This is a genomic window from Halorubrum vacuolatum (assembly GCF_900188065.1).
Lineage (GTDB): Archaea > Halobacteriota > Halobacteria > Halobacteriales > Haloferacaceae > Halorubrum > Halorubrum vacuolatum.
This window is the reverse complement of the sequence record NZ_FZNQ01000035.1, coordinates 1-16,087: the sequence shown is the minus strand read 5'-3', so window position 1 is coordinate 16,087 and position 16,087 is coordinate 1. Positions and strand designations below refer to the sequence as shown.

Annotated in this window: 13 protein-coding genes and 1 pseudogene; 5 read left to right on the top strand and 9 right to left on the bottom strand. The window is 59.0% G+C overall.

Annotated elements, in window-relative coordinates; translation table 11 throughout:
• A pseudogene (locus CHB65_RS17670) lies at window positions 1–410 on the bottom strand (hypothetical protein); the annotation flags it as partial.
• 892 nt (window positions 411–1,302) lie between these two features.
• On the opposite strand from CHB65_RS17670, the gene CHB65_RS18040 reads away from it, so the two are divergent.
• On the top strand, window positions 1,303–1,620 hold the full coding sequence (locus tag CHB65_RS18040; protein ID WP_143420468.1) for an ATP-binding protein: 318 nt from the start codon (window positions 1,303–1,305) through the stop codon (window positions 1,618–1,620).
• Here the strand turns inward: CHB65_RS18040 and CHB65_RS15970 are convergent.
• A complete protein-coding gene (locus CHB65_RS15970; protein ID WP_089386012.1) occupies window positions 1,544–2,800 on the bottom strand; it encodes an RNA-guided endonuclease InsQ/TnpB family protein in 1,257 nt (418 codons plus the stop codon). The genes CHB65_RS18040 and CHB65_RS15970 overlap by 77 nt on opposite strands.
• A 433-nt stretch (window positions 2,801–3,233) precedes the next feature.
• Between CHB65_RS15970 and CHB65_RS15960 the strand changes: the two genes are divergently transcribed.
• Complete coding sequence (locus CHB65_RS15960) at window positions 3,234–4,244, top strand: disk-shape morphogenesis protein volactin (RefSeq protein ID WP_089386010.1); 1,011 nt, start codon at window positions 3,234–3,236, stop codon at window positions 4,242–4,244.
• A 123-nt stretch (window positions 4,245–4,367) separates the two neighbouring features.
• On the opposite strand, the gene CHB65_RS17120 is transcribed toward CHB65_RS15960, so the two are convergent.
• The 3 genes from CHB65_RS17120 to CHB65_RS15950 all read right to left on the bottom strand — a co-directional run bounded on the left by CHB65_RS17120 (window position 4,368) and on the right by CHB65_RS15950 (window position 8,061).
• The gene (locus tag CHB65_RS17120; RefSeq protein ID WP_449404583.1) at window positions 4,368–5,276 is read right to left on the bottom strand and encodes a DUF7504 family protein; all 909 of its coding nucleotides are present in this window, start codon (window positions 5,274–5,276) and stop codon (window positions 4,368–4,370) included.
• A gap of 205 nt (window positions 5,277–5,481) precedes the next feature.
• Window positions 5,482–6,528, bottom strand: coding sequence for a DUF5305 family protein (locus tag CHB65_RS15955; RefSeq protein WP_089386009.1), 1,047 nt, complete (start codon window positions 6,526–6,528; stop codon window positions 5,482–5,484).
• Between the two features lie 105 nt (window positions 6,529–6,633).
• On the bottom strand, window positions 6,634–8,061 hold the full coding sequence (locus CHB65_RS15950; protein WP_179213704.1) for a PKD domain-containing protein: 1,428 nt from the start codon (window positions 8,059–8,061) through the stop codon (window positions 6,634–6,636).
• A gap of 159 nt (window positions 8,062–8,220) precedes the next feature.
• Between CHB65_RS15950 and CHB65_RS15945 the strand changes: the two genes are divergently transcribed.
• Genes CHB65_RS15945 through CHB65_RS15935 form a run of 3 tightly spaced genes read left to right on the top strand, consistent with a single transcriptional unit; the run spans window position 8,221 to window position 9,674 of the window.
• A complete protein-coding gene (locus CHB65_RS15945) occupies window positions 8,221–8,838 on the top strand; it encodes a DUF7344 domain-containing protein (protein WP_089386007.1) in 618 nt (205 codons plus the stop codon).
• A 37-nt stretch (window positions 8,839–8,875) separates the two neighbouring features.
• Window positions 8,876–9,199 (top strand): DUF7344 domain-containing protein, encoded by a 324-nt coding sequence (locus tag CHB65_RS15940; protein WP_218818977.1) that lies wholly within the window; start codon window positions 8,876–8,878, stop codon window positions 9,197–9,199.
• A complete protein-coding gene (locus tag CHB65_RS15935) occupies window positions 9,189–9,674 on the top strand; it encodes a hypothetical protein (RefSeq protein ID WP_089386005.1) in 486 nt (161 codons plus the stop codon). Before CHB65_RS15940 ends, CHB65_RS15935 begins: the two co-directional genes overlap by 11 nt.
• A 154-nt stretch (window positions 9,675–9,828) precedes the next feature.
• Here the strand turns inward: CHB65_RS15935 and CHB65_RS17565 are convergent, their stop codons facing one another.
• The 4 genes from CHB65_RS17565 to CHB65_RS15920 all read right to left on the bottom strand — a co-directional run bounded on the left by CHB65_RS17565 (window position 9,829) and on the right by CHB65_RS15920 (window position 15,925).
• Window positions 9,829–9,993, bottom strand: a complete 165-nt coding sequence (locus CHB65_RS17565) for a hypothetical protein (RefSeq protein WP_179213703.1) — start codon at window positions 9,991–9,993, stop codon at window positions 9,829–9,831.
• Between the two features lie 313 nt (window positions 9,994–10,306).
• Window positions 10,307–13,810, bottom strand: a complete 3,504-nt coding sequence (locus tag CHB65_RS15930; protein WP_179213702.1) for a UvrD-helicase domain-containing protein — start codon at window positions 13,808–13,810, stop codon at window positions 10,307–10,309.
• A complete protein-coding gene (locus tag CHB65_RS15925; protein WP_089386003.1) occupies window positions 13,803–15,065 on the bottom strand; it encodes a PD-(D/E)XK nuclease family protein in 1,263 nt (420 codons plus the stop codon). The genes CHB65_RS15930 and CHB65_RS15925 overlap by 8 nt, the downstream gene beginning before the upstream one ends.
• Window positions 15,062–15,925 carry a hypothetical protein gene (locus CHB65_RS15920; protein WP_089386002.1) on the bottom strand — a complete coding sequence of 288 codons (864 nt, stop codon included), beginning with the start codon at window positions 15,923–15,925 and terminating at the stop codon, window positions 15,062–15,064. Before CHB65_RS15920 ends, CHB65_RS15925 begins: the two co-directional genes overlap by 4 nt.
• Window positions 15,926–16,087 lie beyond the last annotated feature (162 nt).

Here is a 16,087-nt window from a genome sequence, read left to right as displayed (position 1 = left end):
AGAGACGGATTTCGGATGTCAAACCAATCTGTCTCTTCGCTTTCTACAGCAATAACGCAGTCGTAGCCGTTGCGTCTAGCGAAACTACAGAGCCGTATACTTTGCTGCGCTGAAACGCGCAGCAACGCCCGCCAGACATGCATCGCGTATCGATCAAACGAGTGGTAGAACGTGGTTGGATCGGGTGGAGCATCCGAGCTGATCCCGAGACGATCACACACGTCTGGCATGAGGCTGAGCCGATCTACGAGTTCAGCGTAGCTGTGGCCCTCTTCTTTCCGAATAACGTGCGCGACAATATGCGCCTCGCGGGCAAGCCCGCCCGAGACGGGCTTGCCCGCTCGCTTCCCCAACGCTTGTTTAGCTACGCGTAGTGCTGTCTCAACGAGGTCGAGCAAGGCGACTCCCATTACCGTCTTCTCGACCTCGTTTTCCTAAACTCATTACGGCGTGATCGCGTTGCTGTCTTCCATTTTCAATAGAGCAGTATACTTCAAAGTGGAGCCTCTGACCTCAAGGAGTGAGCAGAGCGAGCGAGTAGGTCGGGGAGGAAACCGACAAACAGTGACACAACCCCATGACAGTCAAGCCCCGAGGCACTCGCCTTGTTTATTTGTAGATGCATCCCCGCGCTGAAGCCAAGGATTTCTCCTTGATTCTCGACAAAATCGTGGATTTTCTCACCCTGCAGGTCGTGCGAGAGGACCCTCATATTTTAATTGTTGCTCCTGGATATACACAACGAAACGTGCCAGATGACTGCCCGCGGTGTGATTCACCACTTGAGCGGCTTGCATTCGGTGACAGTGAAACCGTTTCGTGCTCGGATTGCGGATATGCCGATATCAACGCTGATCACTCGGGTGAAACCTCGGAGTCCGAGTCGTGGGACGATGCAATACGACGATTCAATACACATGATTGAATTTGTCGGCGATTGACCGACTTAATTTCCACCATCCATTTCATACCGAATTAAGGCGACACCGTCGCCGCCGTCGCCCCCGTATATTATGAACTAGTACGTCGATGACACGCTGATCGCGAACCACGAGGCTGACTAGGAGGCCAATGGACCCATGCTCACTGTTCCCAATCAACCAGGCCTCGGCATTGGACCCGATCTTGAGGCGATCGAACGACTCCGCGTGGACTGATCCATGGTCGCCCCCTCATAATCTGGGTATCGACCTCAACATCCTCAACTGCATCCACACCTCTGAAGGCCGGGATTTCCTCCTTGCAGGAAGATGGCAAGACCGTGGATTGGCTCAAGCCCCAAGACGACTACGATCGCCTCCGATGCGAGCAACGGAAGTGTCGCCCTTTGGGGCGGCTAGGATGTCACTAGATGATGATGGACCCGGGATCGATGCTGACGTTCACGATCATCTGTTTGTGCTGGGATATACGACTCACCCCGATGGAAGCGGGTATGACCTGTCCATCGTGAATCAGATCGGACACGCACACGGTTGGACGATCAGTTGTGTCGAAAGTACAGATGGCGGCGCACGATGTCAACTACCCCACCCTACTTCGCTCAGTCTGACGACTTCGCTCGTTGAGGGTGGGACTTGTCCATGTCCTCGACCTCGAACCCGTCTGGGTGGGCGGTAAATCCGCCACTCGGTGTCACTGTTCCGGACTTCAGGGCAAGCTGACTGTTACCCGTCCGCCGAGACGACTGTTGGCCTCGGCGGACATACCGCATACCGATGTTCTTCGCCGCGTTATAATCTGCGTTCGCCTCCGATTCGCACTTCACGCACCGGAAATCGGTGCGGGTCGGGCGATTCTCGTCTGCCGTGAACCCACACTCGGCGCACCGCTTCGACGTGTATGCCGACCCGACTTGTTTCACCGAGATACCTTCCGCTTCGGCTTTGTATTCCACTTGTTCGGACAGCGTTCGGAACGCCCACTTGTGCCCCCACGACGCACCCGTGCGGTCGCGGATGTGGGTCAGATCCTCGAACGCGATCACATCGCACTCGTATCGGAGTGCTTCATCTACGATAGCGTTTGATGCTCGGTGGAGTACGTCACGGACGTAGCGAAGTTCCCGGCCACTCGACTGTTCAAGCGTCCGGTGGGCGCTTCGAGTTCCGGTCTGTTGGAGTCCAGCGCGTACCTTCTCGAACTCACGGAGGTTGTGGGTCAACTCCCGTCCGCTGAAAAAGTAGGCAGTGCTGGTGACAGCGAGGTTTTCGATACCAAGGTCAACCCCGAGAACCGTTCCGTCCTCGGCGGTGTTCCATTCGGTGTCGGTCTTGGGTCGGCGGAAGCCGATGTGCAAGAAGTAGTCGCCGTCTCGGGCGGTGAGCGTGCTTTCTGTGACGCTCCACTCGTCGGAGTCAAGGTACTGCCGCTGGTAGCCATTGTCGGCGTGGGGAAGGGCAAGGTCGCACCGGACGCGACTCTCCGTGGTGGAGAGCGACACCGTATCGTCATCGAACAGCGTCATGGTCCGGGTGTCGTACTTCACCGTGGGTGCAGTGAACGTCGGCTTACTGACCTTCTTGCCCTTTGCCTTCCGTTCGATACAGCCGGTGATAGCTTGTGCGGCTTGGTGGGTGGCGAGAATCGCGTGCTGACTCCCGAGATCGGTGTGTTCGCGCACGTTATCGTAGGCGAGGGGCTGTACGTCGCTCTTGGCATTACACTTGCCCCACGCCATGTCTGTGGCGAGTTGGCAACCACGTTTCCACTCGGAGATAGTGTCTTCGAGGAGGTCGCGTTGCTCGTCCGTTACCTCAAGACGAGTGATTGCCGTCCGACGCACGAAGTCGTCTACCACGTATTCAACGTGATCAGTGGGCTATTTATAAATGGTGTTTGCGACTAATACGAACGCGCTCCTCCCCTCCCTACTCGCTCCCTCTGGTCGCTCCTTGAGGAAGGGGACTCCGCGCTACCGCTCTGTTGAGATCACTGGGGTTGAGCAGTAGGTGCCGTGTGCATCGCTATGGTGTGTCGGATCTCAAGGAAGCCGGATCGCTATCGACATGGTGGGAACTACTAAGCACAGTACAGACAATGTGGCTGTATGAAAGTAGATGATGCCGCGCGGGAGTGTACCCGTGTCATCGATGAAATCTCAAACGTCGTCGTCGCTGATCGGTCTGTTCTTGAGGTCGTGCTCACAGGGATTCTCTCACGAGGGCATATTCTCTTAGAGGATGTCCCGGGAAAGGGAAAGACACTATATGGATTGGCTTTGAGATCCAGATATGGCGAAGGGCCTAGACGTTGGCACGATGAACATCCTCTCGGGCCGGCAAGATGGCGCTGAGACGGTTTTCGTCCAACAACGAAATTCGTTTGTCGAGATCGAGCATAGCGATATGGCCGAACAGATGCTCTCCCGTAGTGACATCTTACACATCCGCAAGGACGACAATGTGTACGTCGTGGGGGATGATGCGTTGAATTTCGCGAATATTTTTAATAAAGAAACACGACGTCCAATGGAAAATGGGATCCTTTCCAGCGATGAGGCTTCGGCGATCCCGATGATCAAATTGATCACCCAGCAGGTCGTTGGCGAGCCTTCCCGACCAAATGAGCGATTATTTTATTCGAGCCCAGCGGACCCGATCGACTCAGAGCTATCGACGCTTTATCACGAAAAGACGTTGGAGTCCATGCTCGGTGACATGGGGTATGACCCCGAGCCGATCAACGAGGGGATGGCAGTCATTTACTCAGAGCTCGCGGATAACAACTTCACCGGGCTGGGCATCAGTTTTGGTGCCGGCATGACCAATGTTTGTCTCGCCTACTATGCCGTTCCAGTCATGAAATTCTCAATCGCACGTGGGGGTGACTGGGTTGACGAACGGGCCGCAGAAGCCACAGGCACACCCGTCGACAAGGTCACATCGATCAAAGAGGATGATTTTGAGCTTGATTTCCGTACCGATGTCGGTGGTGTCGAAGGAGCGCTTGCCATCTACTACGAGAACTTGCTTGATTACGTCATTGAGAATATTGCCGCCGAAGTTGATGAAGAAGACATTGAAGAAGGGCTTGATGTTCCGGTTGTCGTCACTGGTGGAACATCAAGCCCACGTGGATTCAAAGACTTGTTCGCAGAACACCTCCAGAGCGCGAATATCCCGTTCTCGATTAGCAGTGTTCGTGCAGCCTCCGAACCTATCTATAGCGTCGCCAGTGGGGCACTCGTTGCCGCGCGCTCGGAAGAAGACGAGGATGATGGGACGGCGAGCGAGGAAGACTGATCCCTTTCGGAATCGTTCTCCTCGACAACCAAAGTATCTCTCAAAGCCGAGTCGGAAGTGTGGACGAGTCAGACGTGTCCCGAGTGTGGCGACCACGAGAAGACGGTTCGCCACGGCGATATGTTAAAGTCCTGAATATTTTTGTTTTCGTCGAATACTCCCTGCCAGTCCGAGACTCCGCCATTGTGGGTCAACATCATTCTTCCCACGAACTCGCGCCTCGACTACTCCATCTTCCGTTGTACGACCTTCGATCACGTAGTCCATGCTCGTAGTGAGGTCTGCTAATTCACCATTTGGTGTCGCTGCTGGTGGTGCATGGACTATCCCACCGACCGAAAGCTGTCGCAATCGGCCACAGATTTCATGCACAAATCGGCTAATACGCTCCACAGAATAATAGGCACGCATCTGTGTCAGTGTCAAGAGCCCGCAGAGCTGCGGTTCATTCGTTGCGTCTGCCGTCAGTTGTTCCAGTTGCTGATCGATTGTAACCCCGAGACTGGTGAGGTCCCGACATGAGGCAGACACATGGACCGGCGTCTCCGTACCGGAGTCGTGATGTGGTGTTGCATCAATGAAAACTGTCTCAACATCGTCGGACACTTGCTCAAGCTGGCTCGGTGGGTATTTTGTTGTTAACAACAGCCCAGAGTCAGCCAGGGTCGAATAACACCTCAACACGCAGTTATCCCACAGCTGTGTACTTGGAGCTGCAACTCCGACGATGTCCGTTGGAGCAACCTGCACAGTATGTAAGAACGCTGAAATGAATTTAACTGGCGTAGGATTGACGATGTGGGTAAACGCTTCTCCCGGATAGTCCTCTAGCTCAATGAGTTGATCAACTGCCGTATCTGTGATCGGCAATGGAGCAGCGAGGGCTCCGTCGCCGCTCGTTTGGTCCTGTTTGTTATCTATAGGGTAAAGACTGCCACCACTAGACGCTGCCTCTTGGAGATACCTATATGCAGCCAGAAGGGCAGGGTCTGGCTCCACCTTATCCGTCGCCGTAGCGGGTTCACCAGGCATGAGCTGATGTCTGCCGGCGATTGGATCCTGAAATGCTCGATGATTGCTCACCGAGACGTTGGAGGCATGTACTATCCGATCTGGCAGCATATTGGTTAGGCATATACTACCAGTATAGCCGTCATTGCTATTATGATTTTCTCCGAGCGATTCGGTTCCGAAATGTGGTGCTGTATCCCTTCCCTACCTAAAACAGCAGTTGAAATCAAAGTGACCCGAGCCACGCCCTGACTGAGTCCCGATCAGCTGCATGATAAAACACCACTTCATCGGTCACCACTCCATACGCCTCAATGCTCTCATCATAGATCACCCGATTTCGCGTGTCGATGGCGATATCGACGAGGTCTTTGATCGAACTGATATATATGTACTCACTGTGCGCATCGACGGGGAACTCACCCTTCGAAATCCACTCGCTATATTGTTCTCTCATCACATCCAGTTCAAGTGCCTCTACCTCAGCTCTGCGGCTCCAGAACCCAACGACTCCACCGAGGATGAGAAACACCAGTCCACTGCCGGTGAGAAGCCCAACAAGTGTCATATCTGGTGCTTGCTCACGCGTCTCCCCAGGGCGTGTTTGACTTTGGGTCTCGCTGTCCGTTAACTCTTCACTGATGTAATATCCTTCATCAATAAACTCGACAGGCGCTGCTGTATTTAATTCTCCACTGTATGTCTCATCGCCTTCTGCGGGTGAGTCGTATTCAACCGCGATCACCAGTTCAACTGATACCGATCCGATCCCACCACTCGCTGCGTCAATGCGTCCAAGTTCATCTCGCACATCTGTCATTGACACAGTAGTATTGATTGTCAATTCGCCATCTTCGACCGTGCTGTCCTCAGCAGTAAGGAGTCGCTCATCCTCCCAAAAGACCTCGCCATCGAAAATTATCTCATATTGCATCGTGCTCCGCTGGACAACCTCGACTGATCTGTCTTCGGGCAGTTCGATAGCTGTCTGAAGCTGTAGCTCCGGTGTCTCGTTCATTAGATAGACTGGCTGCTCTTCTAGGGTCTCTCCAGGATCACGAAGCTCCGAGCCAGCCTGCACCTCTGCGCTATGTGTAGTCTCTAGTGAGAACGTTTGCACGTCAAACTCTTCAGACGGTGTCTCTTCTACAGGCGGATTGAGATACGTATTGACGCCAGCACCAATGGCTACCGTCCCCAGCAAAAGTAGGGCCACGGCAAGTACGCCCCCATAGACCGATAACACGTACTTGATCCTTAGCGTCGGGGCCATCAACTTGTATGTCTGCGGTTCAGACATAAATCCCCCCGGGTTTGACCCCGTCGTTGCTCTCCTGTCGCACCGGCTCACAGAGATTCGAGGCGGAAGCCCACGACTTTAATCGTGGGTACCTGACCCGAGCAAACCGGACCGGTCAACTCGGCCGGATGAACCATCAGTTCTGGCGGCCACCTGTTGTGGGCCTCTTTCGCTTGTGAACGGGTGGGTCCACGCTTCATCCGTCTGGCCAGCAGCGTTTTCGGCTTCTACCCGAATTACGTACGATTTCGTCGGATCGCCCGTGACGTTCGGCGGCATCATGAGTTGTTCCGGTACTGCGACATACTCATCGACACCATCTCGGAGGCCTGACCCCGACGACAGTAGGATCTCAGTTTGGAAGACAACGTCCTCATTTGGGCGACCTGCTCTCCCGCCACCAGTTCGGAGTTGTACCGTGAGCTGGGTGAGTGATCGACTACAATCGATCGCTCGAAGCTCGCCGATCTCTAACTGCTGGTTGGTGAAATCCACTTTGGGGCCCTTTAGTGTCGTAATTCTCGGCGTTCTGCGACACCAAATAAGAAACGCCCGCCAGTTAACCATCCGATACGTAATCACCAGTCCAGTGAGCGCCGAAAGCGACACCAGAACTGTCACTAGAATGCCGACCTCATTTGTAGCCTCCTCAAGAAACCCGGTTGGGCCGACACCGACGGTGATTTCGGTGCGTGATTGCCCACCGTATTCATCTACGGCGATAACCGTGACTACGTGTTCACCGTGTTCGAGGACATGTGTGGCCTCCGCTCCCGTTGCTGTCGTTCCATCGGGGAACTCCCACGTCAGATCGACGGCTCCGACCTCGTTTTTTATATCGGACTCAAGTGTTACTTCCACCTGTTCATCACCGCTCGCTGCGGTCTCACTGACTGTTGGGGTGGCAACCGGGATGTCATCGACGATAACTGGTTGTTCGGCTGTCGCGCTCTGGCCGAGTGCGTCAGTGACAGTCAGTTTGACGAGTTGCTCACCGGGTTCACTGAAAGCGTGATCGACCTCCTGTCCCGTTTTGATTGTCCCATCCGGGAACTCCCATGTGTATTCAACATCCGGTTTAATAAACACGGCAAACGGCGAGAACGAGTCTGTCTCTGCGCGGGCAATAAGGCGATCATCGCGTATGGAAACCTCAGTCGACAAGAGCTCCCATCCATCCCCCGTGAAGTGGCCCACAGCGACGTCATCCGTTTCTGCCTCGGTCTGTTCAATGAGGGTCCGGGAGGCTGCCAGTTCAACTTCACCACCGGTTGCCGATTCATCGCTTGGTGTCACTGAGACTGCCTCCGTCACCCGGGTGGCATCGGTAACGGCTGACCCGGTTGAGCCAACTGTCGACCGCTGTCCACTGAAAGTGGTGTCGGTCTCGGTTACCGTTACTGGCTCCCCGCTGGCTGCGGCTGCATCTTGATCAAACTGGACGTTCGTGACCTCGGCGTCATTTATTATCGCCTCATCCTCGGCGACTGTGGACCCTGATTGCACCTCACTAACTGAGTCACAATCAAGGTGTTTGTATATAAAGAAGTGTTTAGAAACACAAGCGTTTAAGTGGGTAGATCGGTTTCTAATCAGTAGGCACAGGGGAACTGGTCCGCAGAAACGGGCCCGGTGCCATCAACACCGAACCCTGTTGCCGTCGGAATGACGACACCCGAAGATACGCGCCCTGGGCGGGATAACAGTACCGCCAGGGCTCCGATCGATGTAGAGCTCATCAACCACTTGATGGAGGCCGGAGAATCGGTCTCAATCGAGTACTTAGCCGACCAGCTGGGCGTCACCCGCGACCGGGTAAAACGACGCGTCAGAAAGCTTGAGGAGAAAGGCCTCATCATCGTCTCGATCGGGCTGTACCACGCGTCGGTCAGCCTCGCCGGCGGCGTCTATCCCGTTTCAGACGGTGGTGACACTCCCGAGTTGGATGACGCCGTTATCTACACTGCACTCAGCAACGGACGTCGACGAGCGGTGATCCGTACGCTGGCTGAGGAAGCTCGACAGGCTGGCGGTGACGAGACATACGTTGCCGTCTCCGCGCTCGCGGACGTCGTTCATGCTTCCGAAGAGGGCACGCCCCCGAGCGGAAGGCACGCGACGTACGTCAGCCTCACGCAGACACATCTCCCGCTGCTCGACGACCTCGGCGTTGTGGAGTACTACGAGCGGGTGCAGAAAGTCCACCCCGTGCTCGCCATCACGCTTGATGAGGTCCTCGATACCGTCTCCGGGATCACTGGGGGTGATGACGTTGGTCGGTAAGCCCCAGTCGTTCTCGCACTCTAACGAGGTTGATGAGGTGCTCAATGCACTCTCCAACGCCCGCCGACGTCGGCTACTACTCCTGCTCGACCAGCGTTCCGAGCCCGTCAGTGCTGGCGAGTTGGCGACCGAGATCGCAGCGCGGGAGAACGGGATCGAACCCAACGCTGTCAGCTGTCAACAGCGCAAGCGCGTGTATATCGCGCTGACCCAGCACCATCTCGCAATCCTCGACGAGGTAGGTGCCATTGATTACGACGAGCAGGGCAAGCGACTCACTGCGACTGAGCACACTGCCGCCCTCACTGAGTTCCTCACCGATCTCAGCGCGGCCTACTCACGGGGGGACGATGGTCGCTGACGAGCCGGTCACGGTCAGGCGCGTGCTCGAATCCGAGCGGTGCCTGCAGATCTTGACCCACCTACACGAGCAGCGTCTTACGGCGGCGGCTGACGAGGTGACCGTCAACGTCCAAGAGTTGGCTGATGTCCTCGACACGCTCCCGGATCGAGGGTCCGGAGAGAACGACGGTCGGACTGCCATCCTCAGCAAGTTGCTCCGACAGGAGTGGCTACCAGCGATGCACGCGACCACGATGATCGAGTTCGATGCCCAGACTGACGAGGTGACAGCTACCCCTCGGACGACGTTGTTCCACCTCGTCATCGAGCCGGACACGCTCAAGCAGCGTGACCAGGACGCGATCGCGTCGGCCTGCAGCTGGTTGAAGTGGCGGCGACCGTTCCACGACCCGATCGAGTGCAACCACGGCCGTGGCCAGACCGAGTGGCATCAGGACGACGAGAGTCGCAGCGGACAAGACGACGACTCGTAGGCCGACCGGTCCACAACTGCTCGTACGTTCTTTTTTCATCGGCCATGCAGTCACCGAGTGTCAGTGCAAGCTGATGGGCAGTTCGAGAGTGCTTAACCAACAACTCGCGCATGAGACGGCGTTCTGTTGGTTAAAAAGAGGAAGCTACGGCCGTTCAGTCGGCCGCCGCAGGCTGCCCGTCACTCAACTCCTGCTCCCGCTCGGCGAGATCCTCTGCATCGATACAGCGTGCTCTCGCAACCACGTCAAGGTAGACGCTGTACGGGGCGTGCCGGTTCACACCCTCTACCCGTGGTCGACTGAATACCACCTCCTGCACCGCATTTATCCTCCCTAATGGGTGCGGTCGTTTCCTGACCTTATCTCATGCCCAGCCATCAACCACTGGATGACTCAGACGCACCGGACTCGGAGGTACCAGACGCACCACAGACGCCGGCTGAAAGACTCGCGATTCCGTACTGTCCTGAACGGCAGCCATGGCAACAGCTCCGAGTCGAAAAACGAACTCACGCAGACCGCTGGTAGCTCATTGAGGGAGAATCGACGGGTTGTACGTGGTGGACCGTCGGTGGTGAGTCAGCCAACGACGTCGTGGTCGAATCTGCGTGAGGGCCTACGAACTCTTGTTGTTAGAAGAGCTCACGGAGCCCCGCCGACGATCGGGCGGCGTACGTCTCGGTAACGGTCCCCACTGTCGTCACTCGGGCCTCGACACTGACAGCCGGATCCACCTGCTGTGTCAGCACCCACGCGTACGCCTGTGCCTGCATTCGGTAGCGCCGCCGCAGCGATTCGGTCGCCGGCGCTAACCTCACCTTGAGCTCCTCGATGTGATACGTCCCGTCAGGCAGCACGAGGACGAGGTCAGCCGCCCCCTGCACCTCGACGTCGACGCCGTTGACGCGCGTGACTCCGTGGAGTGGCTCTTCGACGTAGACGGCCGTCGCCCGCTCGACTCGGCTCCAGAGCTCACTCACGGCCAGATCTTCGAGGACGTCCTCAACGAGGAACGTGTAGAGGCCGTCCCACTCGTCAGCACCGACCTCAACCGCGTCTTCGAGAACGCCGACAGCGAGACCACGGGCTTCCGGCCCACACAACTCTTCGGCGGACATCTCTGCACGAACGAGTCGCGCGACGAGCGTGTGGACGATTTCGCCAACGGTCTCGCTGGTCACCGACGCAAACGTGATCGGCAGGTCGGGATCGACGGTGTCGGTCTCGGTCTGAGCAGTCTGCTCGCGGAGGATCGACACGAGGTGGGCTGCGGGGTCATCCACAAGTGGTCCGAGCAGGCTTGGCCGCAGAAACCGCGGCTGCCACGCCTCACCGACGATATCGGTCGCCGGCGTCACCCGCTGTGGTCGCTGTGGGGGGACGACCGCTTCTGCCTCTGATCCATCGGTCGCGACCCATGGACCGAGGGAGCCTTGATCGACAGCAACGCTTGTCGGTTGGGAAACGCCGTCGCCATCCGGAAGCGACACGGTGTGCGTGCCACGAGCCCCAATCACCTCCTCGCCGAGGACCTCCCAGCACGTGTGCGCCCAGTGATCACGCCCACGGAGACACAGTTGGGTGCGAGGCAGTGGGATGATGAGGTGCTCTTGTGCCCGCGTCAGCGCCACATGCAGCGTTCGCCACCACTCCGCCCGGGTTTCGGCTGCCGCCGCTCGCCGCACGGGCGGGCCACACAAGCGTGCGGGACCGCTCCCCTCGTCGATCCAGTGTTCTGCGTCCCACCGGAGGCCGAGACCCCCGCCGCCGGGGGTACGGGCTCTTGATGTCGAAGGTGTGGGGTCATAGAGGCCACCGCCGACGCCGGGCAGTGCTGGTGGCTTTGTCTCGCCGGCGGTCGCCGGCGGTGCCAGCGCGATCCCGGCAGCGCTCGCGACGAGCGTCTGCATCCCCGTCGCCCACGTTGCACCCGAGCAGGCCATATCAGCCACCACGACGATGTCGTCCTGATCGCCTTTCATATCGTGGATCGTCCTGAAGACGACGTCGACGGCGTCCGCGTCCGCAACCGGCTGGGTGGGCCCGCGACTTGGGGTCTCGAGAAAGGGCGTGAGCAACTCGTGGAGTCGGGCCGGACTATAGCGATCATCATCCTCCCATTCCTCCACAAGGGCGACGAGTGCATCCAGCGTCGCGACACGCTGTGGGCTCTCGGTCGCCGGGTCAATACCAAGCGGATCGACTTCCAGTTCCAGCCGATCGATAACTTCACGCACCAGCACCGAAGCCGGCTCCACACGGCGCAGTCGTGTGTCTGTCTGCAGCGTCACTAAGCCCAACATCACACGCGTGTGTGATATCTCACTATCGCCAACGGCATCTGCCCGCAAGACGCCACTCGCGTCGGTGACCGTCTCTGCGACGCCACGCAGTCCGTCTATCTCAGCGTCATTGCTCGCGGACGAAGCGAGTGCGGACTCGGTCAGCAACCGGTGGGTTCGTTCCGGGCTGGTTGGATTGGCGAGCCACTCGATCACGTCGATGACTGCCCGGACGACGGGAGAGTCAAACAGGTAGGCGCTGGCATCGGCGACGGTCATCCCGCGGGCCCTAAAGGCATCGGCGTACGCTGGCATATGGGTTCGCCGGCGAAACAGCACCGTGATGCCTGCCTCATCGTCCGCCTTCGGGAAGCGACCAGTGTTGATCCCGCTGGCGACATATCTCGCGAGCGTGGCAGCCTCCCCCATTCCGTCCTTCGGAGCGACCCAGTCATCCGACCCGGGTGCGCCCTTCGGATCGAAGCTCGCAATGTGTACCGCTGGATCACCAGTCGCGTCACGGATCGCGGTCATCGCCGGTGGGTCCGTTGGGAGGTGTCCAAGTCCACCGCGTTCGGCATGGCCCAATCCGCGCTCGGCGACCGCGTTCACAAACCGGACTATCCCTGGGCGTGAGCGATAGTTCCGCTCAGCCCGTTCGGTTGCATGCGGGCGCCATGTCCGATTAAAGTATTGCCCATCCTCAAGCGCTCCTGCAAACAGGTCGGGGGTGGCATCTCGCCACTGGTAGATACACTGATCGAGATCACCCGCCAGCAGGATGCAGGCGTCATCGGCGACCAGATGCGCTACTGCGTCGTGTTGGATGCGGCTGACGTCCTGTGCCTCGTCGATGATCACGCTGTCAATCGCCTCACGATAACGCGTGTGGAGCCGCTCGCGACGAGGGGAGACGTACCGATCATCCCGAAAGTACGTCTCGACGAGCCATGCACAGTCCGTGTGGGTGATGACGCCGCGTTCCCGGACGAGCGTCTCGTAGGCATCGGCGTACTGCGTGAACAGGTCTCCGAACGTCTCGATGAGCGCAACCCACTCCGTATGGAGTTGTTGATCAGCCGCGAGGAGTCTGCGTTGCTCCGCATCAGTGAGCGTGTCACGGGCGTCGGCGGCGGCCTCCGCACCACGGTAGTCTATGATCGCATCGAGAAGGCCCTCGAGAGTGATGGACCCGCCACGATAGTTGTCCGCCACCGCTGCATGCAGGCGGTTTTCAAACTCCGCTGGCGTGAGTGTTCGTCGCCGAGCGACCTCGAGGGCGTCACGCAACAATTTCGGGATCGACGGCGGTGCCTTGCTGGTGTCGTACGCGTCACGAAGACGATCAGCGCGACGTGCGCCGGCGTCGTCCTCGATCACGCGCTCGTAGGCATCCTGATGGAGCTGCTCAATCAAGGCTGGATTCCCGACAGTCGGCATCCCGTCAAACCCCATCTCGGTCGCGATATCCCCACAGACCGTCCGGAGGACGCTATCCACAGTGCCGATTCGGGGTGCCTCTCGTACTTGTCTACACAGCCGGTCGATGTCCGAGCGGCCGAGTGTCGGCGGCGTCTCACCACGCTCGTATAGCGCTTCGATCCATGCGACGATATCGGGGCAGAGATCGGCGGCATCCTCTTTTGAAAACGACGCGATCAGCACCCGCTCGTGTGGGCGCGGGTCGCCGGCCGCCGACCGTGCAAGCAGGTCTTCCGCGGCGGCTTTCCCGATCGTCGCCGATTTGCCAGCACCCGGAACGCTCGCAAGGACCGCAAGCCCCTGATCCATGCCCAGATACGCCTCGACCATCCGCTGTTGGTTGGGGTCGAGCCGCGGGACGTCGTCACTCATCGTCATCCTCCATGGACAGACAGCCGCTGAGCGGCTCTGGCAGTATCGATGGATCTGCCATGAGCCTGTCCTGTGCTGTTTTCGACACGTGTCTCGTCTCTACGCCTTCGAGAAACCGGGAAGGTCGTTTTTCCACGCCATCGGCATCCCTCGCGTAACGGGTCGCGATGAGTGCCTCGCTCGCCGCGTTGTGAGCAGCCTCGAACTGATCACGGTCGCGGGCGGTCGTCCACGCTGGATGAGGGCGGACGCCATCAATGTCGGCGGCCTCGATCACCGTCCGGGCGGCCGACGGCACGGGAGAGGCGGTCGTCGTCGGCCACTCACCGTCGATGAGCCCGACCACGATCACGTACGGCACGGAGAGCGCCCACAGGTCGTTTGCCTCCATGACGTCGATTGCCGCGGCCGTCGGCAGTTCACGTCGGCCCGGGACGGTCGTCGCGAACGACTCGAGCAACTCGTTGACGACGCTCCACTGTCTGTCCGTCCGGTCCGCAGCCAGCCACCGGGCGTACCGCTGGCGGCTCATCCGCACCAACTCGGTCGTCCGCTCAAACCCCCGGAGCGTGTTTGCAAGCTCGCTCACAGCCCGCTCATCCGGCGTTTCAGGGAGACGGGCTTTGTCGTACCGTTCAAGCACGGGCTCGAGCGTGTCGGTGACGTCCTTCGAGGTGGGCGCGTCGGGTTGGGCGGCGATCCAGTTCAGGTAGGCCATCCAGTGCTGTTTCGTCGACTGGTCGAGAGCCGCGGTCGCGATGGTGGCTTGCCACTCGGCGATCGACTGGATCAGGCCGGCGTGTGCGTGAGTGAGTTCGTGGATGGCAGTCGGCGTCAGCGGTTCAGGTTCATCACTCGCCGGCATCCACCCAAGCAAGAGTGGCGCTGCGAGCGTCTCAGTGGTGACAGCCCCCTGCTCGCGTGCAGCAAGTAGGCTGAGTGTGGCGGCGACGAGTTGGTACGGGACCGTCCGCTTGAGTCTAAGGGGCGTCCAGACCGCCAGTGTACGTCCGTACCGTGTCGCTGCTCGGGTGAGTGCGTCTGCATAGCGGTCGACGTCCGCAGTCGTGATCACGATGTCACTTGGGGAGACCCCGTGTTCGATAAGGCCTGCAGCCGTCGCGATGGCGAGTCGGCTCTCTTCCTGTCGAGTGCGACCAACGAGTTCGACCGCTGGGGTGGATACTCCCGCTGCGGTGGTCGCCGACGCTGCGGCGACGTTATCGGTGTCACCGCGGGTGTTCTGAGTGCTCATCGCCACGCAAACACCGCCTGTGTGCCGGGTTCCTCGACCGCCTTCGTCCGCCGGAGGTGCTCGTCGATCGGTGGCCCACTCGCCGTCCGCAGATGGAGGTGGACGTCGGTGTCCGTCTGTGCGACGACGGCCCGGAGGAGGTCCTCAAGGGGAGCCGTAAGCATGCTCGCGCCGGCGACGACGAATCGCTCAATCGTGGGGTATGCCGCGGTCCAGACACCGGGGTCGGCGATGAGTTCACGGATGGCCCGTGTCAGGAGTGTCGTCTCCGAGGCGAGCCGTGTGGTCGGCGTCTCCCTCGCCGCCGTGTCCGCAGCGAGGCGGTTATTGAGGTCGGCATGGAGCTGGGAGACGCCGGCAAGCAGATCCAGTGTCTCGATGGTCGCCAGCCCGCTCGCCGTTCGAGTTTCCGATCGCACGGTGTCAGCGAGCCACTCCATACGTCGGGGGTGAAACCCGGTGACCAGCTCCAGTTCACTTCGGGCCCGCTCGACCGTCTCGATTTGTGCCGTGAGTGGCTCGCCGATGACGGCGCCGAGATGGTCATACACGGATCGGTGCGGATCGGTGAGAATCTCGGTGAGAGAGGCGAGTCGGTCAACGCGGTCGGCGGCGATCGCCGGCTTGTTGGCCGCCTCGAGGAGATCTTCGGCAACGCCGCGCAGCCGGCGGAACAGCAGGCTGCTCATCGGTCGTGACTGTTCGCGGAGCCGCGTCTCAAGGTTGCGCTTGTGAAGCTGTACCGGCGTCACGATGAGCGTAGTTGGCTGCCGACTGCGGGTCGCAGTCGTCCAGAGCGTTTCCGGCTGGCCCACGTGGACCCGAAACGGCAGCGAGTACGCAGTGAGTTTGTGTTGCATCAGTACGTGAGCGCGTCAGCCGGTGACTGTGTCTCACTATCGTCCGCGTTCTGATCGCTGATGGAGACTGGGACGTCTATACACTTCGGACATTGCTTGAATTCAAGATAATCAGCAGCCCTGACACTCTTGTCGCCGTCGGGGCAGATCACGTTCAGCCTG